Raw genomic sequence first — 23,103 nt, forward strand, 5'->3', positions numbered from 1 at the left:
CATTATGCTGAGCAAAAAGATTCGTAACATCCTGGTGTTCGGCTGCATCGCGGCGCTGTTCGCCGCGGTCGGCTACTGGAACATCAGCCCGGAACGCTTCCTCGACAAGCCGGTGGTCACGGTCGATGAAAGCGCAATCGACTATTACGCCCTCAACGCCCACAGCGTTCAGTACCTGCCGGACGGCAAACTGCAATACGAAATGACGTCCGACAAGGTCGAACACCTGAAAGCGAGCGAGGTGACGTTGCTGACCAACCCTGACCTGAACATGTTTCGCGGTACGCAGTTTCCGTGGCACGTCCAGAGTGAGCGCGGCGAAGTCAACCCGGATGGCACTCAGGTCGAGCTGATCGACTCGGTGCGCATCACCCGTTTCGACGAGAAAAACCGCCGAACCCTGATTACCACCACCCGAATGACGGTGTTCCCGCAGCAGCAATATGCGCAGACCGATCAACCCGTTAGAATCGACGGCGCTGGCGGTGTATCGACAGGCAACGGAATGAAAGCGTATTTGAAAGAAAGCAGGATACACCTGCTATCGAACGTAAGAGGACAGTATGAGGCTCGTTAAAACTCTCCCTATTTTGCTCAGTCTGGGCGCAGCACTGGGAAGCGTGAGCGCCTGGGCTCTGCCGAACGATCAAGAGCAGCCTATCCGCATTCAGGCCGACGACGCCCAACTGGACGACAAGAATGGCGTTGCCACCTATAAAGGTGACGTGATCATCACTCAGGGCTCGATGAAGGTCACCGGTAATACCGTGACCATCACCCGTACCCCGGCTGGCGACATCGACGTGGTGACCTCGGTGGGCAACCTCGCCTACTTCGAGCAGATGCAGACGGCCGGCGACACCAAGCCTGTTCAGGGCTGGGGCGTGACCATCCAGTACCACGCCTCGCAAAACCGCGTCGTGCTGATCGACAAGGCAAAAGTTGTCGACAAGGACAACAACGTCACCCAGGGCGAAAAAATCGTCTACGACACCCAGAAAAAGCTTGCGAGCGCCGGGCGTGCTACGGGTAGCAAGGTTACCGAGTCGCGTCCGCGCATCGACATGGTGATCCAGCCCAAGCCGAAAAACGACGCGAAAAAGGCTCCTTAATGGCAACTCTGAAAGCTCAGCATCTGGCCAAGAGCTACAAGAGCCGCCAGGTCGTGCGTGACGTCAGCCTGTCCATCGACAGCGGTCAAATCGTCGGCCTGCTAGGCCCTAACGGCGCCGGCAAGACCACCTGTTTCTACATGATCGTCGGCCTGGTGCAGGCCGATCAGGGTCGCGTGCTGATCGACGACCTGGACGTCAGCCACCAGCCAATGCACGGTCGTGCGAAGGCCGGTATCGGCTATCTTCCGCAAGAAGCGTCGATCTTCCGCAAACTCTCGGTCGCCGATAACATCATGGCCATCCTCGAGACCCGCAAGGAACTCGACAAGGCCGAGCGTCGCAAGGAACTGGAAAGCCTGCTGCAGGAATTCCACATCAGCCACATCCGCGACAACCTAGGCATGAGCCTGTCCGGTGGTGAACGTCGTCGGGTGGAAATCGCCCGGGCACTGGCCACCAACCCGAAATTCATCCTCCTCGACGAACCATTCGCCGGCGTGGACCCGATTTCGGTGGGCGACATCAAGCAGATCATCTACCACCTCAAGGCCAAAGGCATTGGCGTGCTGATCACTGACCACAACGTCCGTGAAACCCTGGATATCTGCGAAACCGCCTACATCGTCAACGATGGTCAACTGATCGCTGAAGGTGACTCCGCCACCATCCTGGCCAACGAACTGGTCAAGGAAGTGTATCTGGGCCATGAATTCCGCCTTTAAGCAGTAAGGTGTCTGGCTGATTGTCCGGGCGCTCGTCTCGATAAAAAATCAATACTTTTTTATTGTTACAGCGCTCTAGGCAAACGCTGCAGTTTCGGGCATATAATTTGCTTATGTTTGGCGCTCCGGCGCCCTGTAGTGGATGGCGCATGTGCGCCGGCGAATAAGGTGTTAAGCCCCTGCCATGAAACCATCGCTAGTCTTGAGAATGGGCCAGCAGCTGACGATGACACCGCAGCTGCAACAGGCCATCCGCCTGCTCCAATTGTCGACCCTGGACCTGCAACAGGAAATCCAGGAGGCCCTGGAGTCCAATCCGATGCTCGAACGCCAGGAAGAAGGCGACGACTTCGATAACGCCGACCCCTTGGCCGACAAAGCCGAACAGCTCCCCAACGCCGACATTTCGGAACCCTCCTACCAGGAAACCGCCCCGACGGTGGATAACCTTGAGGAAGGCGACTGGAACGAGCGCATTCCCAACGAGCTGCCCGTTGATACCGCGTGGGAAGACGTCTACCAGACCAGTGCCAGCAGCTTGCCGAGCAACGATGACGACGAGTGGGATTTCACCACCCGCACATCGGCCGGTGAAAGCCTGCAAAGCCATTTGTTGTGGCAACTGAACCTGGCACCGATGTCCGACACCGATCGTCTGATCGCCGTGACCCTGATCGACTGCATCAACAATCAGGGCTACCTGGACGAAACCCTCGAGGAAATTCTCGAGGCCTTCGATCCGGAGCTGGACATCGAACTGGACGAAATCGAAGCCGTCCTGCACCGCATCCAGCAATTCGAACCGGCCGGCATTGGCGCCCGCAACCTGGGCGAATGCCTGCTGCTGCAATTGCGCCAACTGCCAGCCAAGACGCCTTGGCTGGCCGAAGCGAAACGCCTGGTCACCGACTACATCGACCTGCTCGGCAGCCGCGATTACAGCCAGCTCATGCGTCGCATGAAGCTCAAGGAAGATGAACTGCGCCAGGTCATCGAGCTGGTGCAGAGCCTCAACCCGCGACCGGGCTCGCAGATCGAGTCCAGTGAAGCCGAATATGTTGTCCCTGACGTGATCGTGCGCAAGGACAATGAGCGCTGGCTGGTCGAGCTGAACCAGGAATCGGTGCCACGGCTGCGGGTCAACGCCCAATACGCCGGTTTTGTGCGCCGCGCCGACACCAGCGCCGACAACACCTTCATGCGCAATCAGTTGCAAGAGGCCCGCTGGTTCATCAAGAGCCTGCAAAGCCGCAACGAAACCCTGATGAAAGTAGCCACTCAGATCGTCGAGCATCAGCGCGGCTTTCTTGAATACGGCGACGAAGCGATGAAGCCGCTGGTCCTGCATGACATCGCCGAAGCGGTGGGGATGCACGAGTCGACGATTTCACGGGTCACCACGCAAAAATTCATGCATACCCCTCGGGGCATATATGAACTGAAATACTTTTTCTCCAGCCACGTCAGCACCTCCGAAGGCGGTGAATGCTCGTCCACGGCGATCCGCGCGATCATCAAAAAACTGGTTGCCGCGGAAAATCAGAAAAAGCCGTTGAGTGACAGCAAGATCGCTGGTTTACTGGAGGCACAAGGCATTCAGGTGGCTCGCCGCACCGTCGCCAAGTACCGCGAATCCCTCGGGATCGCGCCTTCGAGCGAACGCAAGCGGTTGATGTAGAGCCACGCCACAGCGTTCCAGTGGCAGGCATTTCTGCCTGCCGCTTTATGCACTGGCAACGAAGGAGAAGCTGTATGCAAGTCAACATCAGTGGACACCAACTGGAAGTGACCGAACCTCTTCGCACCTACATCGGCGAAAAACTCGAACGATTAGAGAGGCATTTCGACAAGATCACCAACGTGCAGGTCACGATGACGGTCGAAAAGCTCAAGCAGAAAATCGAAGCCACGCTGCATATTCCCGGCAATGAAGTGGTCGCAAACGCGGAGCATACCGATATGTACGCGGCGATCGACGCACTGACCGACAAGCTGGATAAACAACTCAAAAAGCATAAGGAAAAGACCCAAAGCCTCCTCCAGGGCGCGACCGGTCGTTAACACTCCCAACCCATGATCCGACTTGAAAGCATCCTGACCCCCGGCCGTTCCCTCGTGAACGTGCCGGGCGGCAGTAAAAAGAAAGCCCTCGAGCAAATTGCCAACCTTATCCACAAAGAAGTGCCGGATCTGGAGATGCAAGATGTCTTCGAGGCTCTGATTGCCCGTGAAAAACTCGGTTCAACCGGTTTTGGCAACGGCATCGCCATTCCCCACTGCCGCCTGAAGGGCTGCACCTTGCCCATCAGCGCCCTGATGCACCTTGATGCACCCATTGATTTCGACGCCATCGACGGCGCCCCGGTTGACCTGCTGTTCGTTCTGCTGGTCCCGGAAGCCGCTACCGATGCGCACCTGGAGTTACTGCGCCAGATCGCCAGCATGCTCGACCGCAAGGAAGTGCGCGAAAAACTGCGCAGCGCCCCGAGCAATGAAGCCTTGTATCAGGTTGTCCTGGACGAGCAAAACGGTCATTAACCATGCGCTTGATCATCGTCAGTGGCCGATCCGGCTCAGGTAAAAGTACCGCACTCGATGTTCTCGAGGACAACGGCTACTACTGCATCGACAACCTGCCCGCCGGATTGCTGCCGGAACTGGCCGAGCGCGCGCTGATTCATACCGAGCTGGCACAACCGCTGGTCGCGGTATCCATCGATGCTCGCAACCTGCCGAGTCACCTGTCACGGTTTCCGGAATTGCTTGAAGAAGTCCGCAGCCGGCATATCAAGTGTGATGTGCTGTACCTGGACGCCGACGAAGAAACGTTGCTCAAACGCTTCTCGGAAACCCGCCGCCGCCACCCGCTGAGCAACGCCAATCGCTCGCTGGCCGAGGCAATTCAGGACGAAAGTGCCCTGCTGGGTCCTATCGCCGATCTGGCGGACCTCAAGGTGAATACCACCAACCTGAACCTGTATCAGCTGCGCGATACCATCAAGCTGCGTCTGCTGAACCAGCCGGAAGCGGGCACGGCGTTCCTGGTGGAGTCTTTCGGGTTCAAGCGGGGCATGCCGGTTGATGCAGACCTGGTGTTCGACGTGCGCTGCCTGCCCAACCCTTACTGGAAGCCGGAATTGCGCGACCAATCCGGGCTTGATCAACCGGTGGCCGAATACCTGGCGGCACAACCGGACGTCGAAGAGATGTTCCAGGACATCTCCACGTACCTGCTCAAGTGGTTGCCGCGCTTTGCCGCCAGCAACCGCGCTTATGTCACCATCGCCATTGGCTGCACCGGCGGGCATCACCGCTCCGTCTACCTGACCGAACGTCTGGGCCAGGTCCTGCAACAATCCCTGAAGAACGTCCAGGTTCGCCACCGCGACCTCAGCTAAAGGATTCACATCGCGATGCCTGCTCGGGAAATTGAAATCATCAACAAGCTGGGCCTTCATGCCCGCGCTTCGGCAAAATTCGTTGGCGTTGCGGGTCAGTTCCCGGGTTGCACCATCAGAGTAGGTCGTACGCCAGAATCCGCGGTCGATGGCAAAAGCATCATGGCCATGATGATGCTCGCCGCCGGCAAGGGCACCAAAATCCACCTGAGCACTGAAGGCGAGCAGGAACAGGAAGCGATGGATGCGCTGGTCGCACTGATCAATAACTTCTTCGACGAAGGCGGTTGAACATTCGCCTAAGCGAGCGCCGTATCCATCACCATCATCAAACAAAACCCGATCAACAACCCAAGACTCGCCAGCTTGTCGTGACCATTGCGCCGCGACTCGGGAATCACTTCATGGGTGACCACCAGCAACATCGCCCCCGCCGCCAACGCCAACCCTAACGGCAACAGCAATTCGGCCAGGCTCACCAGCCAGGCGCACAACAGCGCAAAGACCGGCTCCACCAGACCTGATGCCGCACCGATCAGGAAAGCTTTGACCCGCGACATCCCCGCCCCTGCCAGTACCAGCGCGATCACCAACCCTTCCGGCACATCCTGCAACGCAATGCCCATGGCCAGGCTGTCAGCATCCGGCATCCCACCACCGGCCGAAACCCCGACCGCCATGCCTTCGGGGATGTTATGGGCAATGATGGCAAATACAAACAACCAGATCCGTGGCGGGATGACCGGGCGCTCCTGGGTTCCAACGAGCATTTCCGGCGAGGCGCCCGACACTTTACGGTCCACCAGAAACAGCCCGAACGCGCCAAGCATGATGCCGAAGCTGATAAGGCCACTGGCCGCCCAGGGTGTCAGCCCCAGGCTTTCAGCAGCCGAGATCCCCGGAACGATCAGCGAAAACGCCGTCGCCGCGAGCATCACTCCGGCACCAAAACCGAGCAACGTATCGCTGACCGCCTGCGGCATGCGGCGAATCACCAGCACCGGAACCGCGCCCAACGCAGTGCCCAGGGCACAAATCGCCCCACCCTGCAGTGCACGCAGCAGCTTGGGTTCGAGATCGAGCCACGCCAGTCCGTGCGCGACCAACAACGACATGCCCGCCAGCAGCAACAGCGATCCCAACGCGTAACGAAACATTCGTCCGCTGCCAAACGCCAGTGTTTCAGTGCCCATAGTCAGCCTTGGATTGTTTTTATAGAGGACTTAAACCAGCGCAGCCTGATAACGCGTAGCGACTTCAGGCCAATTGATCACGTTGTAGAACGCATTGATGTATTCCGGACGACGGTTCTGATATTGCAGGTAGTAAGCGTGCTCCCACACATCCAGGCCAAGGATCGGCGTATTGCCATTCATCAACGGGCTGTCCTGGTTGCCGCTACTTTCCACTATCAGGGTCTTTTGCGGCGTGACGCTGAGCCAGGCCCAGCCACTGCCAAAGCGGGTCAGCGCAGCTTTGGTGAAGGCATCCTTGAAACTGTCCAGGCCACCCAGTTGCTCATCAATCGCCTTGGCCAGCGCACCTTCGGGTTTGCCGCCACCGTGAGGCGCCATCACTTCCCAGAACAGCGAATGGTTGGCGTGGCCGCCGCCCTGATTGATCACCGCCGCGCGGAGTTTTTCCGGCAGCTGCCGGACGCTGGCGACCAGCTTTTCCACCGACCACCCGGCAAATTCGGTGCCTTCGACCGCGGCGTTGAGATTATTGATGTAGGTCTGGTGGTGCTTGGTGTAATGGATCTCCATGGTCTGCGCATCGATATGCGGTTCCAGGGCATCGTAAGCGTAAGGCAGGGCAGGCAAGGTAAAAGCCATTTCAATGGACTCCATGGTGTAGAGGCGCAGGCGATGCGGTATCGGTGTGCAGCAAACGGTGGGTGCGCGGATATTCGCCGTGGTCGCTGATGAAATTCAGCAGCTCGACATAGGTTTTGCTGCTTTGGCGCTGTGCGGCTTCACGCAGTGCCGGGGCCAGGCGCGGGTCCTGCAGGGTTTGCAACAACCGCTGATGGATCGCGCACAAATATTCGGCGCTCTCCTCCGGCTGGTTCAGACGCAAATGCAGATCCGCCAGGTTGTGATGGGAAATCACGCAGGCCGCTACCGCTTCGTCGGCATCCGCCCAGCGCTCGAACAACACCTGGGCCAGGGCAAGTGCCTGCAAGTAAGCCTCGCGGGCATCAACCAATTCGCCCAGCATGAAATGGCGATTGGCCCTTTCGATCGTGCGTTTCCAGTGCTCCATGGTGAGCCTCCAAAGCGGTAGCGGTGATTACACGCCGCCTGCGGTGAGCTTCTCTGGGTTGAGTAATTCTTCCAGTTGGCTGCGCGTCAGGTCGGTGTGCTCCAGGGCGACATCGATCACCGGACGCCCCTGTTGATAGGCCTTCTTGGCGATTTCAGCGGCTTTTTGGTAACCAATGATCGGGTTGAGTGCGGTCACCAGAATCGGGTTGCGCGACAGCGCCTCTTTGATTCGAGATTCGTTGACCTTGAAGCTGGCGATGGCCTTCTCACCCAGCAGATGACTGGAGTTGGCCAGCAATTCGATGCTGCTCAGCAGGTTCTGGGCGATGATCGGCAGCATCACGTTCAGCTCGAAATTGCCTGACTGACCGGCGATGGTGATAACTGTGTCATTGCCGATCACCTGGGCGGCGACCATGGCAGTGGCTTCCGGGATCACCGGGTTGACCTTGCCGGGCATGATCGAAGAGCCCGGCTGCAAGGCTTCAAGTTCGATTTCGCCGAGGCCGGCCAGCGGGCCGGAGTTCATCCAGCGCAGGTCGTTGGCGATTTTCATCAACGAAACCGCTGTCGCTTTAAGCTGGCCGGAGACCGCCACCGCGGTGTCCTGGGAGCCGATCAGCGCAAACAGATCCTTGCCCGGCGTGAACTGAACGTGGGTCAGCTCGCTCAGCTGTTGGCTGAAACGCGCTGCGAATTGCGGATGTGCATTGATCCCGGTGCCGACCGCCGTACCGCCCTGAGCCAGGGATTGCAGGCTCGGCAGCAAGTCCTGCAAGTGACCGATGTTGGCCTTGAGCTGCTGCGCCCAGCCATTCAAGACCTGACTCATGCGCACCGGCATGGCGTCCATCAAGTGCGTGCGACCGGTTTTGACGTGGTGATGAACCTCTTCAGCCTTTCGCTCGATGACCTGCACCAGACCCACCAGCGCCGGCAGCAGCTGCTCATGCAAGGCAAGTGCAGCGCTGACATGGATGGTGGTCGGGATGATGTCATTGCTGCTTTGACCGCAGTTCACATGATCATTAGGGTTCACCGGCTCGCCGAGCAGGCGGCTGGCCAGGGTGGCAATCACTTCGTTGGCGTTCATGTTGGAACTGGTGCCGGAGCCGGTCTGGAAGATGTCCACCGGGAAGTGCTGCATGAAGTCGCCCTGAAGCAGCCCCAGTGACGCATCGACGATGGCTTTGCCCTGGGATTCGCTGATTTGCTTGAGCTCGACATTGGCACGGGCAGCGGCGGCTTTGGCCAGAATCAGCGACCGGATGAACTGCACCGGCATCGGCTTGCCGCTGATCGGGAAGTTATCCACCGCACGTTGGGTCTGTGCGCCATAGAGGGCGTCCACCGGGACTTGAAGCTCGCCCATGCTGTCGCGCTCAATACGAGTCTGAGGGTCTGTCATCAGAAAATCCTTGCACCAGTTCGTTTAGGGGAATCGAGGGCTGTAACTCGCAGATCGCCAGTTGCCAGGTGTAGCTTTGCCAGCGTTTGAGGCGGCATTTGCACAGAGAGAGGCGTTCGAGTTCGCGCAGCGGGCGCCAGGCTTGGTCGAGGCAGTAAGTCCGCCAGTGCCACGGCAGCGCGACATCGGCGGCGGTGTCGAGCAACAAACGGAAGGACGTCTCGGCGATGGTCCAGGGAGAAGTGGCCGTGCAACACGCCAGATACCGGCCTTCAGCCAGGTAATGTTCGATCAGGCGCGGCTCGTCGGGGTCCATCGCGCAACGGATCTGGCGACTCATCCAGCGCCAGCTTTCGAGGTAAGGCTGCTCGTGCAAGGCAGAACTCATGATCCGGGCTCATTCGGTAATGAGATTTATTATTAGATGATAATGAGAACCAAAACAACCCCGCAAGCACGCACCGGACGCCAGTGTGGGAGCGAGCCTGCTCGCGAAGGCGACCGAATATTCAATATCTGTGTCGTCTGACACTCCGCTATCGCGAGCAGGCTCGCTCCCACAGGGAACGGTGCATGGCACATAAAAAAAGCGCGCCACCTGATGGGTGGCGCGCTTTTTTGCTTAGCGGTAAGGGTTTAGCTGCCCGCGACGGTCATCCGCTCGATCAACACCGAACCGGTGCGAATATTACTGCGCAATTCCAGGTCATTACCGACGGCAACGATCTGCTTGAACATGTCGCGCATGTTGCCGGCGATGGTCACTTCCTGGACCGCGAACTGGATTTCGCCGTTCTCGACCCAGTAACCCGCCGCGCCCCGGGAGTAATCGCCGGTGACCATGTTCAGGCCCTGGCCCATCAGCTCGGTGACCAGCAAGCCACGCCCCATGCGGCGCAGCAAGGCGGCTTGGTCTTCATCACCATGGGTGACGAACAGGTTGTGCACGCCACCCGCGTTGGCGGTGCTCGGCATGCCCAACTTGCGCCCGGAGTAAGTGCCGAGGATGTAGGACACCAACTCGCCTTTCTCGACGAACGGTTTGGCGTAAGTCGCCAGACCATCACCGTCGAACGCCGAACTGCCCATGGCGCGCATCAAGTGTGGACGCTCATCGATGGTCAGCCATTCCGGGAACAGTTTCTGACCCAGCGTGCCTTCAAGGAACGACGATTTGCGATACAGGCTGCCGCCGGAAATCGCCGAGAGGAAGCTGCCGAACAAGCCACCGGCCAGTTCCGCGGAAAACAGCACCGGCACTTCACAGGTCGGCACCGGACGCGCGCCCAATCGGCTCGCGGCCCGTTGCGCGGCACGCTGGCCGATGCTCACCGGGTCGGCCAACAAGTTACCCTGACGGTTCACGTCGTACCAGTAATCGCGCTGCATCTGGCCGTCAGCCTCGGCGATCATCACGCAGCTCAGGCTGTGCCGGGTCGACGCATAACCGCCAATAAAACCGTGGCTGTTGCCGTAAACGCGACAGCCTTGATGGGTGCTGAGAGTCGTACCGTCGGCGTTCTTGATCCGACTGTCGGCGGCAAATGCCGCGGCTTCGCAGGTCAGCGCCTGCTCGATGGCCTGCTCCGGGGTGATGTCCCATTCATGGAACAGGTCGAAATCCTGCAGATCCCTGGCCATCAGCGCGGCATCTGCCAGGCCGGAAGCTTCGTCTTCGGAGGTGTGCTTAGCGATGGCCAACGCCGCCGCGACGGTTTCACGAATCGCCTCAGGACCACTGGCCGAGGTGCTGGCCGAGCCTTTGCGCTGACCGACGTACAAGGTGATGCCAAAGCCCTGGTCGCGGTTGAATTCGACGGTTTCGACTTCACGCTGGCGCACCGAGGTGGACAGGCCCTGCTCCAGAGACACGGCCACTTCACAGGCACTGGCCCCCTGACGCTTGGCTTCAGCGATGATCTGCTCGACTTGTTCTTGCAGTGCCGGCAACGCTTGTGGGCCGACGCTTTCAACTGCACTCATGCTGTTCTCCACTCAAATTCTGCTTTCGGTAAGGCCTTCGAGCGACCGGGCCGGACAAGCGGCCCCCGACTGGTTATCATGGCGGCGTTTCTTTGCGGACGGCCACCATGGTTGATTCTTACGACGACTCCCTCGATACGGGAGAAAAAAGCAAATCCCAGGTTAAACGCGAGCTTCATGCTCTGGTTGACCTCGGCGAGCGCCTTACAACGCTCAAGTCTGACTTGCTGGCAAAACTGCCGTTGACCGACGCTATGCGCCGGGCACTGGCTGATGCGCCCAAGCACACCGCGAATATCGCGCGTAAACGGCACCTTATGTTCATCGGCAAACTGATGCGCGATCAGGACACTGACGCCATTCTGGCGCTGCTCGATCAACTCGATGCCTCCACCCGGCAGTACAACGAACGTTTCCATGGCCTGGAACGCTGGCGCGATCGCTTGATCGCGGGCGACGATGCGGTCCTGGAGAAGTTCGTGCTCGACTACCCGGAGGCTGATCGTCAGCAGTTGCGCTCCCTGATCCGTCAGGCCCAGCACGAACTGGCGACCAACAAGCCACCGGCATCGAGCCGTAAAATCTTCAAGTACATCCGTGAGCTGGACGAGACTCAACGCGGCCTGCGTTAAATCTCGAATCGGGTGAGTCGCCAAGCGGCTCACCCGAAGCTCCATCCTTTTACGATCCTGTGCCACCCACAGTGATCGCATCGATTTTCAGCGTTGGCTGGCCGACACCCACCGGCACCGACTGCCCATCCTTGCCACACGTCCCCACGCCACTGTCCAGCGCCAGATCGTTACCGACCATCGACACCTTGCTCATGGCTTCCGGGCCGTTGCCGATCAACGTCGCGCCTTTGACCGGGGCAGTGATTTTGCCGTCTTCGATCAGGTACGCCTCGCTGGTGGAGAACACGAACTTGCCGCTGGTGATGTCCACCTGCCCGCCGCCGAGGTTGGCGCAATAGATGCCGCGCTTGACCGACTTGATGATTTCTTCCGGGTCGCTTTCGCCGGCCAGCATGTAGGTGTTGGTCATCCGTGGCATCGGCAGATGCGCATAGGACTCACGACGACCGTTGCCGGTGCGGGCCACGCCCATCAGGCGTGCGTTGAGCTTGTCTTGCATGTAACCCTTGAGCACGCCGTTTTCGATCAATGTGGTGCACTCGGTCGGGGTGCCTTCGTCGTCGACGCTCAGGGAGCCACGACGACCGGCCAGCGTGCCGTCATCGACGATGGTGCACAACTTGGACGCAACCATCTCGCCCATGCGCCCGCTGTAGGCCGAACTGCCCTTGCGGTTGAAATCACCTTCCAGACCGTGGCCGACCGCTTCGTGCAGCAGCACGCCGGACCAGCCCGAACCCAACACCACCGGCAACGTACCGGCCGGCGCAGGAATGGCTTCAAGGTTGACCAGCGCCTGACGCAGCGCTTCACGGGCGTAGCCCATGGCACGGTCATCGCTGAGGAAATAGCGGTAATCGGTACGACCGCCACCGCCATGACCACCGCGCTCGCGGCGACCGTTTTGCTCGACGATCACGCTGACGTTGAAGCGCACCAGCGGCCGCACATCGGCCGCCAGGCTACCGTCGGTCGAAGCGACAAGAATGCGCTCCCAGACGCCGGCCATGCTCACCGTGACTTGCTGGATACGCGGGTCGAGGGCGCGAGTCGCGACGTCGATGCGCTTGAGCAGTTCGACTTTTTCCGCGCGGCTCATCACTTCCAGCGGGTTGTCCGGCCCGTACAACTGGGTGACGTCCGCCGAGGTGAACGCCTGCACCGTGCCATTCTGCCCGGCGCGGGAGATCGAACGCGCCGCCCGGGCCGCAGCGCCGAGGGCTTCCAGGGTGATGGCATTGCTGTAGGCGAAACCGGTTTTTTCACCCGATTGCGCACGCACGCCCACGCCTTGGTCGAGGTTGAAGCTGCCCTCCTTGACGATCCCGTCTTCCAGCGCCCAGGACTCGGAAATCTGCCCCTGGAAATACAGATCCGCCGCATCGATGCCCGGACCGGCCAGATCGCCGAGCACACCTTGCAGGCTCTCGATCGTTACGCCACCGGGCGCCAGGAGGTGTTCACTGACGGAGGACAACAACTCGCTCATATGTTTACGCCTTAAATTCGTCGTTCCGGGCAGGTCGCTGTGCGCCCTGCGAGAAAAAGCGCCGGTGACTGGACACCGGCATCCGCGTCCTGATGGACGCCTGTTCGCTGCTATCGCGTTCGGCCAGCAGCACGGCCTCGCCTTGATCCTGTTGTGCCAGCACGCGTCCCCAAGGGTCGACGATTGCAGCGTGCCCCCAGGTTTCTCGCGGTCCCGGATGCGTCCCACCCTGGGCGGCCGCGAGCACATAACATTGAGTCTCGATGGCCCGCGCGCGAATCAGCACCTCCCAATGTGCTGCGCCGGTCACCGCGGTAAATGCCGACGGTGCGGTAATCAATTGCGCGCCCGCAGCCCGCAATTCGCTGTACAACTCCGGGAAACGCAGGTCGTAACACACTGTCAGGCCGACCCGGCCGACGGGCGTGTCCGCCACCACAACCCCACTGCCATAAGCATAGTCATCGGATTCGCGATAACGCCCGCGATTGTCTGCCACATCCACGTCGAACAGGTGCAGCTTGTCGTAGCGCGCCACCGTTTCGCCCTGATCATTGACCAGCAACGAACAGGCATGCGCCTTGGACGTCGGATGGCCCAACGGCGGCAACGGCAACGTGCCGGCCACTATCCATAACTTGAGGTCACGGGCGGTCTGTTTCAACCACGGCAGGATCGGACCTTCACCCAACGCCTCGGCGCGGCCGATGTCAGCAATGTCGCGACGGCCCATGGCGGCGAAGTTTTCCGGCAGCACCGCCAGCTGCGCGCCACCCGCCGCCGCCTCTTCGAGCAGATGCCGGGCCCGGGCCAGGTTGGCCAGCACATCGCTCTGGCTGACCATTTGAATCACCGCAAAAGACATGGCCTTTTCCTTATCGGGAATCAACATAACCCTGTAAGAGCGAGGCTTGCCCGCGAAGGCATCTTGCCTGACACACTGCGGTGCGTCGATTCGCGGGCAAGCCTCGCGCCTACAAAGATCAGGGGCGTAGCATCAGAACCGAAGACCATGCTACTCCATAGATCTGGAGAGTGGCTTTTCAAAAAGGCTTGTCGAAGGTGATTTTCGGCTCTTTCCATGGGCCTTTGACGGTGTATTTGACGCTGGCGAAACGTGCCACGCGGTCACCGATCAGCTTGTCGATCAGGAACAGCGCACCGCCGATGGCCGGTGCGCCGACAATCAACGCGGCAATCGGCAGGTTGTTGGTCACCGGCAAAGTCACCAGCAGTTTCGCGTCAACCTGATCGGCCACCAGGTTCAGGGTACCGTTCAGTTCGATGTTGCTCGACGGGCCAGTCAGCAGGATCGGTTCCTGCGTCACATAAACCCCGTTGGTCGCGGCCAGCAGACCTTTGACCCGGTCATAACTCAAGCCTTTGCCGAACAGGTCGGAGAAGTCCAGGCGCAGACGACGACCGATCGAGTTGAAGTTGAGCAGGCCAAACACCCGCAGGGCCTGGGCGCTGCCTTCGACCTCAACGAACTGGCCTTTATTCAACGAAGCATCGAGGGTGCCGGAGAAACGTTTGGTGGCCAGCCACGCCGGTGAACCCGGCCAGCGACCGTCGACATCCATGTGAAACTCTTCACTGGTGACGCTCGGCGCGAAACCCCAGCCTTTGAGCACGTCAGCGAGATTCTTGCCGCTGATCCGTCCTTTGTACCAACTGCTGGAGCTGCCGGGTATGCCCTCCCAGCCGCCACTGCCCTGCAACAAAATACCTTTGAGGCCCAGGTCCAGAGTATTGAGCGCAATACCTTTGGCAGTCGGACGGACTTTCAGATACCAGGCGCCGACGAGGTCCTGCCCCTGGAACAGCTGATTGATGGTGATGTCCAGCGCCGGGATCTTGGTCGGATCCACCGAGGCCAGTGGATCCGGTGAGTTTTCGTCGGCGAGGACCGTCGGGTCGGGTGCCGGCAACCGCACGGTTTGCAGATTGATCGCAATCGGCGCGCCTTTCGCATCAGGGATGCTCGCGCTGCCCTTGACCTGCTGACTGTCGAGTTGCAAGGCCCACGCAGCCGGTTTGCGGTTCAACTGCACCGAGGCCTGATCGAGCGTCGTGCCGACACCGCTGAGCTTGCCAACCTTGAAGTCTGCACTGCTGAGCAACTGCTTGGCACTGCCGCCCGGATCCTGGCCAGCGTACTTGTCCGCCAGATCCTTCCATGGCCCGACATCCAGTTCCGACAGCACGCCGCGCACTCGCAGCCCTTTGGCACCGGGCAGCACGGCACTGCCGCCGCCCAGGAACAACTCGCCACGACCGTCGGCAAAATTGCCGGGCGGCGCCGCAAACGTGAAGTCTGCCAGCGCACCATAATTGACCCAGTAGCGGCGTTCCGGCCCTTGCAGGGTCATGCGGAACGTGGTGTCGCGGCCAGCATCGGCAGTCATGCCAAACGGCGCCGGCAAGTCGATCGCCACGCCTTTGAGGCTGGAATTGACCGAGAGCTGGCTGTCAGGGCCATCCAGGCTCAGTTGCAGTTGATACGGGATCAGGCCGGACACCGGCAATGGCTGGGTGACGCTCAACCAGTCAGTGAGCTTCTTGACCTCGACCTGACCGGAGGCCGTCACACGAGTCTTGAGATTGCCCGCGCTGCCATCGGCAAAAATCTGCGCGGTGACCGGTTTATCGAAGGCACGCGCGGTGATGTTCTGTCCGCTCAAGCCCTTGGCGCTGTCGAAGCGGAAATCACCCTTGAGCTGCGTCAGCTCCAGGGAAGGCTCGGCCAGCTTCAACCGCGCCTTGGCGGTCTTGAAGTCGACAAGAATCTTCGGCTGCTCGCCTTTGACCAGTGGAATATCCAGCTTCAGCTTGCCTTGCAGATCGCCCTCGCCTTCCCATCCGGCAAAGGTTTCAGCCGTGCCGATTGGCGCTTCCTGGAGAATCTTCACGCCATCACCCAACCCGCCGGAAAACCCGCCGTCGAGGAACAGGTGAACGCTTTGCCCTTCCGGCGCATGGGGAATATTGACGTAAATGTCGCGAACCTGCGTGTCGAGCAATTGGCCCTTACTGGCCAGAACTCGCACGCCACTGTCTTCCACGAACACATCACCGGTGACCTTGCTGACATGCGGCCAACCCGGCTGAAAGGCCAGTTCGGCATCGTGCACCTTGAAGAACAGGCTGATGCTGCGCGCGGTGTCGGCGGCGCCGTGGTTCAGCGAGCCCTGATACTGGAAGAAGCCCTGGTCCACCGCGCCTTTGAGAATCGCCGTGCGCAACCATTCGTCCAGCGCCGGGCTGAGCATGGTCGGCAGGTACTTGGCGGTGTAGCGACCGTCGCCGTCCACCAGGCCGACCCGCAGGTCCATGTAGTCTTCCTGGGTGTGGTCGAAATGCAGGCGGATCAGGAAGTCACCGGCAATCTTGCCCTCCTCCCCCAGCACCTTCAGGTACGGCGCGATCAGGGTGAAGCTTTCCTTGTCGAGCTTCCAGGTCAGCCGGGCGTTGGCCTGAATGTATTGCCACGGCTTGGCGAAAATCGGATCCAGGTGCAGGACAAAATCCTTGCTGTCCATCCGCAGTTCGCCCTGACCGAGGTCACCGCTAATGCTGCCGCTGACATTTCGTGCTGCCGGAGCGCCGTGATACGCGTCGAAGCCGACCTGATCGAGGTTGGCAGCAAAGCTGAACCTGCTGTCATCGGTGGCATTGGGACGCAGATCGATCAGCACGTTGCGCAGCCCACCGGTCACCTTGAGTCGCTCGACCGCGGTGGCAACGCCTTCGGGCAGCGGCCCCAAGGCGTTAATCAGCGGCGTGAGCGGAGTGAGGTCGAGGCGGTCGGCCTGCAAGTGCCAAAGTTCTTCAGCGTTGTCGGTGGCGGCGGTTTGTCGAAGTTGCAAGCGCGACTCCCAGCGGGTCTCGCCGAAGTTCATGGCCAGAGAATCAAGGGTCACCAGCATGCCTTCGGTGCTGCGCTGAAAATAACCGTTGAGCGCCAGATTGTTGATCTGGATCGGCTTGCGTTCGCCGAAGGCGCCCTTGAGTTGCGGCGCGTTCAAACGAATGGCGCCGCTTTGCAGCGCGCCCTTGCCCCAGTTCACCCAGAGCTCGCCACCGGCCTTGAACTCGGAGAAGTTCCATTGTCGAGTCAGGCGCTCGGGCAGCCATTTCGACCAGTCGCTTTGCGGCAGGCTCAGGTAGGCCTCGGCCTCGCCATCCTTCCACTGGCTGGCGCGGATCCGCGTGTGCACACTCATGGCCACCGGTTGACCGTCTGGCAGATTAAGACGGACATCGAGGCGCTGGCGGGAGACGCCGGTTTTCAGATTCAGGCCAACGTAGGTCAGGGTCAGCGGCGAGTGGTCCACAGGTTGCAACGTCACCTGACTGTCGATTACCGATAGCTGCTGGACCATTTGCAGGCGGTTAAGCAGTTGCTCCGGATCAAGCGGCTGGTCCTGTTGCACGGGCAACCCTTCCAGCGCCCACTGACCGTCCGCGCCTTCCTTGAGGCTGATCTTCAGGCCGTTGAGTTCCAGGTGGGCAATGCGCACTTCGCGAGCCAACAGGCTTTCCCAAAGGTCTGGCACCGCTCGCACCTGATCCAGGTGCAGGGCGTTGGCGCCCTCGCCGACCGTCACATCGTGCGCCAGCAAAATCGGCGCGAAGCCGCTCCAGTTACCTTCCAGCTTGCCGATCTGCAGCGGCATGCCCAAGGCGGCGCTGGCTTTGGTTTCGACGTCGGCGCGGTATTCGGCCACCAGAGGCGTCAGCTCCCGGCCGAGGCTGACGTACAACGCCATCAACACCAGGACCAACGCGCACAGGCCAAGACCCCAGCGGGTCAGTGCGGCCAAAATGCGTGTCAGACGTTCCATGTCAGTTGGCTCCCATGGCAAAAATACTGCAAAAAGCTGAGGCCAGCCGTTCTAGTAAGGGTGAAACACAGCGATTCAGAGCAGCACCACGTCGTATTGTTCCTGGGAATACATGGTTTCCACCTGGAAACGAATGGTGCGTCCGATAAATCCTTCAAGCTCAGCGACATTACCCGACTCTTCATCAAGCAAACGGTCGACGACTTTCTGGTTCGCCAATACACGATAGCCTTCCGCTTGATAGGCACGCGCCTCGCGGAGGATTTCGCGGAAAATTTCATAGCAGACCGTTTCCGGCGTCTTGAGCTTGCCGCGGCCCTGACAGCTGCTGCACGGTTCGCACAACACTTGTTCGAGGCTTTCACGGGTGCGCTTGCGCGTCATCTGCACCAGGCCCAACTCGGTGATGCCAATGATGTTGGTCTTGGCGTGATCGCGCTCGAGCTGCTTCTCGAGGGTCCGCAGCACCTGGCGCTGGTGCTCTTCGTCTTCCATGTCGATGAAGTCGATGATGATGATCCCGCCCAGATTGCGCAGGCGCAGCTGGCGGGCAATGGCGGTCGCGGCTTCGAGGTTGGTCTTGAAGATGGTTTCTTCGAGGTTGCGATGGCCGACGAACGCCCCGGTGTTGACGTCGATGGTGCTCATGGCTTCGGCCGGGTCAACCACCAGATAACCGCCAGACTTGAGCGGCACTTTGCGCTCGAGGGCTTTCTGGATTTCGTCTTCGACGCCGTACAGGTCGAAAATCGGCCGCTCGCCCGGATAATGTTCAAGACGATCGGCGATTTCCGGCATCAGTTCGGCGACGAACTGCGTGGTTTTCTGAAAGGTTTCCCGAGAGTCGATGCGGATCTTCTCGATCTTCGGGCTGACCAGGTCGCGCAGCGTACGCAACGCCAGGCCGAGGTCCTCGTAGATCACACTCGGCGCACCGATGGTTTTGATCTGCTCGTTGATCTGATCCCAGAGACGGCGCAGGTAGCGGATGTCCATGAGGATTTCATCGGCACCGGCCCCTTCGGCGGCGGTACGCAGGATAAAACCGCCCGCCTCCTTGATGCCTTCTTTGGCCACGCAATCGGTGACGACTTGCTTGAGGCGTTCGCGCTCGGCTTCGTCTTCGATTTTCAGCGAAATGCCGACGTGGGCCGTGCGCGGCATGTACACCAGATAGCGCGACGGAATCGACAGCTGAGTGGTCAGACGTGCGCCTTTGGAGCCGATCGGGTCCTTGGTGACCTGGACAACCAGACTCTGGCCTTCGTGAACCAGCGCGCTGATGCTCTCCACCGCCGGGCCTTCGCGCAAGGATATTTCCGAGGCGTGAATGAACGCCGCGCGGTCCAGGCCGATATCGACGAAGGCGGCTTGCATGCCCGGCAATACCCGCACGACCTTGCCTTTATAGATGTTGCCGACGATCCCGCGCTTTTGCGTGCGCTCGACATGGACCTCTTGCAGGACACCGTTTTCAACCACTGCCACGCGCGATTCCATCGGCGTGATGTTGATCAGAATCTCTTCACTCATGGCAGGGTCTCGTCCAGGCATGTTCACGATAATGGCCGCATCTTGTCAGTACGACGCTCAGCGCGCGTTAAGGGTTTGCCAACAGGGTATGCCGAAATGGCCGAGCAGCTCAGCGGTTTCGCACAGCGGCAGTCCAACCACTGCCGAGTAACTGCCATTGAGCCCGGCGACAAACACCGCGCCCAGTCCTTGAATGCCATAACCACCGGCCTTGTCACGGGGTTCGCCACTGGCCCAGTAGGCCGCCGCTTCATCGTGAGCGATGTTGCGAAAACGCACCAGACTGCGTACTACCCGGGACTCACAACGCTCACCGTCGAGCACCGCAATGGCGGTCAACACTTCGTGTTCCTGACCGGCCAACATCATAAGCATGGCGCACGCATCGGCTTCGTCCACCGGTTTGCCGAGAATTTTCCCGTTGAGCACCACGGCGGTGTCGGCGCCCAGCACGCAAAAATCGGCGTCGGACACGACCGCGCCGCGCCCGGCCTCGGCTTTGCCGCGCGCCAGGCGCTCGACATAGTCCGACGGGGATTCTTGAGTTAAAGGGGTTTCATCGATGTCCGCGCTGATGGCGGAGAACGGCACGCCGATCTGCGTGAGCAGTTCACGCCGACGCGGCGAGCCTGAGGCGAGGTAAAGCACTTTCATCTAGACATCTCCCTGTCGAGGTACTGGCAGATGCCTGACCGAATTAATTGATCTTGTAGCGCCGACGCAAACCGCGCAAACCGTAGCTGATCCACGGCCAGAGTAATGCACTGACCAGTGCTGGCAAGACCAGCGCCAGTGTGGGCTGTCGATTGCCGGTCAAAGCGCTGAGCCATAGTTGAACAAGCTGCGCGAGGCCGAAGATGACCAGGATCACCAGGCTTTGTTGCCACATCGGGAACATGCGCAGACGCTGTTGCAGCGACAGCACCAGGAAGGTGATCAGGGTCAGGATCAACGCGTTCTGGCCCAGCAACGTGCCGTACAGCACGTCTTCGGCCAGGCCCAGGCACCACGCGGTGACCATGCCGACTTTCTGCGGCAAGTACAACGCCCAGAAGGCCAGCAGCAAGGCCAGCCAGAGCGGACGGAGGATTTCCATGAATTGCGGCAGCGGTGAAACGCTGAGCAGCATGCCAATGGCAAACGTCAGCCAGATCATCCAGTCATTTCGGGATGCGGTTGCACCGACCATTATTCTCGTCCCCCAGTGGAAGCCGGCGCGGAGACAGGCGGTTTGGTGGCAGGCTTCACCGCGGCCGGTTGAGTGGCCGGCGGTTTGGTTGCGGCAGGTTGCGATGCGGGGGGCTTGGCGGCCGCTGGTTTGGCCGGGGGTGCCGCCGGTGCTGGTGCTGCCGGTGTTGCGGCGGGCGTAGCAGCAGGCGCGGGCACCACCACGGTCGCCGGCACGGGTTTAGGCACGGTCGCCGGAATGATCGGCCCACCGCCGTGCTGGTCCAACGCTTCTTGCGCCTGGGCCGCATCGTTGGCGCGCTCTTCGGCTGTGCGACCGTCGGTGAACACCAGCAGCAGGTAACGGCTGCGGTTCAACGCCGCGGTCGGCACAGCACGCACGATGGCAAACGGCTGGCCGGAATCGTGGATCACTTCCTTGACGGTCGCAACCGGGTAACCCGCAGGGAATCGCTGACCGAGACCGGAACTGACCAGCAGATCGCCTTCCTTGATATCAGCCGTGTCCGCGACGTGACGCAGTTCCAGGCGCTCCGGGTTGCCGGTGCCGCTGGCAATCGCCCGCAGACCATTGCGGTTTACCTGCACCGGAATACTGTGGGTAGTGTCGGTCAGCAACAGCACACGGGAGGTGTAAGGCATCAATTCGACCACCTGGCCCATCAGGCCGCGGGCATCGAGCACCGGCTGACCGAGGACCACACCGTCACGCTCACCTTTATTGATGATGATGCGATGGGTGAAGGGGTTAGGGTCCATGCCGATCAACTCGGCCACTTCGACCTTCTCGTTGACCAGCGCAGAGGAATTGAGCAACTCGCGCAGCCGAACGTTCTGCTCGGTGAGGGCGGCAAGCTTTTGCATGCGACCCTGCAACAGCAGGTTTTCGGTCTTGAGTTTTTCGTTTTCGGCGACGAGCTCGGTACGGCTGCCGAACTGGCTGGCCACCCCCTGCCATAGCCGCTGCGGCAGGTCCGTGATCCAGTAAGACTGCATCAGTACCAGCGACATTTGGCTACGCACTGGCTTGAGCAGTGTGAAGCGGGCATCGACCACCATCAGCGCGACCGATAGCACGACCAGCACCAACAAGCGCACGCCCAGTGAAGGCCCTTTGGTGAAAAGCGGTTTAATAAGCCGCTCCTCCCAGGCAAATGTTTTGTTTATTCATACGGCAGACCGGCCTGGATACAGACTGACAGAAGGTAAACGCAAACAGGCAGCACTGCAAAGTGCCGCCTGCGCGCTCAACAGCATAGATGCATCGGGCGAGATCACTCGCTCGACAGCAGGTCCATGGTGTGTTTATCCATCATTTCCAATGCACGGCCACCGCCGCGAGCAACGCAGGTCAGCGGGTCTTCGGCAACGATCACCGGCAGACCTGTTTCCTGGGCCAGCAACTTGTCGAGGTCACGCAACAAGGCGCCACCACCGGTCAGTACCAGGCCACGCTCGGCGATGTCGGAAGCCAGTTCCGGAGGCGATTGCTCCAGCGCACTTTTCACAGCCTGAACGATGGTGGCCAGGGACTCTTGCAGAGCTTCCAGCACTTCGTTGGAGTTCAGGGTGAAGGCACGTGGAACGCCTTCGGCCAGGTTACGGCCACGAACGTCGACTTCACGCACTTCGCCGCCCGGGTAGGCCGTACCGATTTCCTGCTTGATGCGCTCGGCGGTGGATTCGCCGATCAGGCTGCCGTAGTTGCGACGTACGTAGGTGATAATCGCTTCGTCGAAGCGGTCGCCGCCAACACGAACGGATTCGGCGTACACCACACCGTTCAGGGAGATCAGCGCGATTTCAGTGGTACCGCCACCGATATCGACGACCATCGAACCGCGTGCTTCTTCAACCGGCAGGCCGGCACCGATCGCGGCAGCCATCGGCTCTTCGATCAGGAACACTTCACGTGCACCGGCACCAAGGGCCGATTCACGGATGGCACGACGCTCAACCTGGGTGGATTTGCACGGAACGCAGATCAGCACACGCGGGCTTGGCTGCAGGAAGCTGTTTTCGTGAACCTTGTTGATAAAGTATTGCAGCATCTTTTCGCAGACGCTGAAGTCGGCAATCACGCCGTCCTTCATCGGACGAATGGCAGCAATGTTGCCCGGCGTACGGCCAAGCATACGCTTCGCCTCGGTGCCGACAGCAACGACACTTTTCTGGTTACCGTGTGTCCGAATAGCCACAACCGATGGCTCATTCAGGACGATACCGCGCTCGCGCACGTAAATAAGGGTGTTGGCAGTGCCCAGGTCAATGGAAAGATCGCTGGAAAACATGCCACGCAGTTTCTTGAACATGGGAAAGGGACCCTAGGCAACGCGTGGGTAAAAAAGTGCGGCAAACTCTAACAACGACAGGGATTTTGGGCAAGGCGCCAATATGTTAAATTGGCCGCTTTTCTGTGCACCAACCCCCACAATCGCGGCCTTATGACCGTAGAAATGCGGTAGTGTTCCGACAATCTAACACACGGACGCCGTCCGTTCTGTTTTCCACTGGAGAT

Annotated in this window: 23 protein-coding genes; 9 read left to right on the forward strand and 14 right to left on the reverse strand. The window is 60.0% G+C overall.

The window, feature by feature from the left end:
• Positions 1 to 4: 4 nt before the first annotated feature.
• The 8 genes from lptC (at position 5) to AB4N91_RS22305 (ending at position 5,526) form a co-directional block, all read left to right on the forward strand.
• The gene (gene lptC / locus AB4N91_RS22270; RefSeq protein WP_010463318.1) at positions 5 to 577 is read left to right on the forward strand and encodes an LPS export ABC transporter periplasmic protein LptC; all 573 of its coding nucleotides are present in this window, start codon (positions 5 to 7) and stop codon (positions 575 to 577) included.
• Positions 564 to 1,112, forward strand: a complete 549-nt coding sequence (lptA, locus tag AB4N91_RS22275) for a lipopolysaccharide transport periplasmic protein LptA (RefSeq protein WP_042932376.1) — start codon at positions 564 to 566, stop codon at positions 1,110 to 1,112. Before lptC ends, lptA begins: the two co-directional genes overlap by 14 nt.
• Positions 1,112 to 1,837 (forward strand): LPS export ABC transporter ATP-binding protein, encoded by a 726-nt coding sequence (gene lptB, locus AB4N91_RS22280; RefSeq protein WP_010463322.1) that lies wholly within the window; start codon positions 1,112 to 1,114, stop codon positions 1,835 to 1,837. Before lptA ends, lptB begins: the two co-directional genes overlap by 1 nt.
• Positions 1,838 to 2,021: 184 nt before the next feature.
• A complete protein-coding gene (locus AB4N91_RS22285) occupies positions 2,022 to 3,515 on the forward strand; it encodes an RNA polymerase factor sigma-54 (RefSeq protein WP_010463324.1) in 1,494 nt (497 codons plus the stop codon).
• Between the two features lie 74 nt (positions 3,516 to 3,589).
• Positions 3,590 to 3,898 carry a ribosome hibernation-promoting factor, HPF/YfiA family gene (gene hpf / locus AB4N91_RS22290; protein WP_007941242.1) on the forward strand — a complete coding sequence of 103 codons (309 nt, stop codon included), beginning with the start codon at positions 3,590 to 3,592 and terminating at the stop codon, positions 3,896 to 3,898.
• A gap of 12 nt (positions 3,899 to 3,910) precedes the next feature.
• Positions 3,911 to 4,375 carry a PTS IIA-like nitrogen regulatory protein PtsN gene (ptsN, locus tag AB4N91_RS22295; protein WP_010463330.1) on the forward strand — a complete coding sequence of 155 codons (465 nt, stop codon included), beginning with the start codon at positions 3,911 to 3,913 and terminating at the stop codon, positions 4,373 to 4,375.
• A 2-nt stretch (positions 4,376 to 4,377) separates the two neighbouring features.
• The gene (rapZ, locus tag AB4N91_RS22300) at positions 4,378 to 5,235 is read left to right on the forward strand and encodes an RNase adapter RapZ (RefSeq protein WP_010463332.1); all 858 of its coding nucleotides are present in this window, start codon (positions 4,378 to 4,380) and stop codon (positions 5,233 to 5,235) included.
• A 15-nt stretch (positions 5,236 to 5,250) separates the two neighbouring features.
• Entirely contained in the window at positions 5,251 to 5,526 is a 276-nt protein-coding gene (locus AB4N91_RS22305) for an HPr family phosphocarrier protein (protein ID WP_010463334.1), read from the forward strand.
• Positions 5,527 to 5,534: 8 nt separating this feature from the next.
• Here the strand turns inward: AB4N91_RS22305 and AB4N91_RS22310 are convergent, their stop codons facing one another.
• The 6 genes from AB4N91_RS22310 to pmbA form a co-directional block, all read right to left on the reverse strand.
• Positions 5,535 to 6,428, reverse strand: a complete 894-nt coding sequence (locus AB4N91_RS22310) for a ZIP family metal transporter (protein ID WP_311098097.1) — start codon at positions 6,426 to 6,428, stop codon at positions 5,535 to 5,537.
• A gap of 30 nt (positions 6,429 to 6,458) precedes the next feature.
• On the reverse strand, positions 6,459 to 7,070 hold the full coding sequence (locus AB4N91_RS22315) for a superoxide dismutase (protein ID WP_424478475.1): 612 nt from the start codon (positions 7,068 to 7,070) through the stop codon (positions 6,459 to 6,461).
• A gap of 1 nt (position 7,071) precedes the next feature.
• Positions 7,072 to 7,500 carry a hypothetical protein gene (locus AB4N91_RS22320; protein WP_200667751.1) on the reverse strand — a complete coding sequence of 143 codons (429 nt, stop codon included), beginning with the start codon at positions 7,498 to 7,500 and terminating at the stop codon, positions 7,072 to 7,074.
• Between the two features lie 27 nt (positions 7,501 to 7,527).
• Complete coding sequence (locus AB4N91_RS22325; protein ID WP_077747420.1) at positions 7,528 to 8,910, reverse strand: class II fumarate hydratase; 1,383 nt, start codon at positions 8,908 to 8,910, stop codon at positions 7,528 to 7,530.
• The gene (locus AB4N91_RS22330) at positions 8,885 to 9,298 is read right to left on the reverse strand and encodes a FagA protein (RefSeq protein WP_077747419.1); all 414 of its coding nucleotides are present in this window, start codon (positions 9,296 to 9,298) and stop codon (positions 8,885 to 8,887) included. Before AB4N91_RS22330 ends, AB4N91_RS22325 begins: the two co-directional genes overlap by 26 nt.
• A gap of 248 nt (positions 9,299 to 9,546) precedes the next feature.
• Positions 9,547 to 10,893 (reverse strand): metalloprotease PmbA, encoded by a 1,347-nt coding sequence (pmbA, locus tag AB4N91_RS22335; protein ID WP_010463346.1) that lies wholly within the window; start codon positions 10,891 to 10,893, stop codon positions 9,547 to 9,549.
• 107 nt (positions 10,894 to 11,000) lie between these two features.
• Between pmbA and yjgA the strand changes: the two genes are divergently transcribed.
• Complete coding sequence (gene yjgA, locus AB4N91_RS22340) at positions 11,001 to 11,525, forward strand: ribosome biogenesis factor YjgA (protein ID WP_460111782.1); 525 nt, start codon at positions 11,001 to 11,003, stop codon at positions 11,523 to 11,525.
• Between the two features lie 49 nt (positions 11,526 to 11,574).
• Here the strand turns inward: yjgA and tldD are convergent, their stop codons facing one another.
• From tldD to mreB, 8 genes are all read right to left on the reverse strand, one after another.
• Positions 11,575 to 13,017: a metalloprotease TldD gene (tldD, locus tag AB4N91_RS22345; RefSeq protein WP_010463350.1), complete on the reverse strand. Its 1,443-nt coding sequence runs from the start codon at positions 13,015 to 13,017 to the stop codon at positions 11,575 to 11,577.
• A 4-nt stretch (positions 13,018 to 13,021) separates the two neighbouring features.
• Positions 13,022 to 13,882, reverse strand: a complete 861-nt coding sequence (locus AB4N91_RS22350; RefSeq protein ID WP_154503111.1) for a carbon-nitrogen hydrolase family protein — start codon at positions 13,880 to 13,882, stop codon at positions 13,022 to 13,024.
• A gap of 178 nt (positions 13,883 to 14,060) precedes the next feature.
• Positions 14,061 to 17,864 (reverse strand): YhdP family protein, encoded by a 3,804-nt coding sequence (locus AB4N91_RS22355; RefSeq protein ID WP_460111783.1) that lies wholly within the window; start codon positions 17,862 to 17,864, stop codon positions 14,061 to 14,063.
• 75 nt (positions 17,865 to 17,939) lie between these two features.
• Positions 17,940 to 19,397 carry a ribonuclease G gene (gene rng / locus AB4N91_RS22360; protein WP_010463355.1) on the reverse strand — a complete coding sequence of 486 codons (1,458 nt, stop codon included), beginning with the start codon at positions 19,395 to 19,397 and terminating at the stop codon, positions 17,940 to 17,942.
• Between the two features lie 57 nt (positions 19,398 to 19,454).
• Positions 19,455 to 20,051, reverse strand: coding sequence for a Maf family protein (locus AB4N91_RS22365; RefSeq protein WP_077747418.1), 597 nt, complete (start codon positions 20,049 to 20,051; stop codon positions 19,455 to 19,457).
• Positions 20,052 to 20,094: 43 nt separating this feature from the next.
• On the reverse strand, positions 20,095 to 20,586 hold the full coding sequence (gene mreD / locus AB4N91_RS22370) for a rod shape-determining protein MreD (RefSeq protein ID WP_010463359.1): 492 nt from the start codon (positions 20,584 to 20,586) through the stop codon (positions 20,095 to 20,097).
• Positions 20,586 to 21,671 (reverse strand): rod shape-determining protein MreC, encoded by a 1,086-nt coding sequence (gene mreC / locus AB4N91_RS22375; protein ID WP_372242829.1) that lies wholly within the window; start codon positions 21,669 to 21,671, stop codon positions 20,586 to 20,588. Before mreC ends, mreD begins: the two co-directional genes overlap by 1 nt.
• Before the next feature lie 188 nt (positions 21,672 to 21,859).
• Positions 21,860 to 22,897, reverse strand: coding sequence for a rod shape-determining protein MreB (gene mreB / locus AB4N91_RS22380; RefSeq protein WP_002555108.1), 1,038 nt, complete (start codon positions 22,895 to 22,897; stop codon positions 21,860 to 21,862).
• Positions 22,898 to 23,103: the final 206 nt, after the last annotated feature.

Source organism: Pseudomonas sp. H3_D04 (assembly GCF_054669175.1).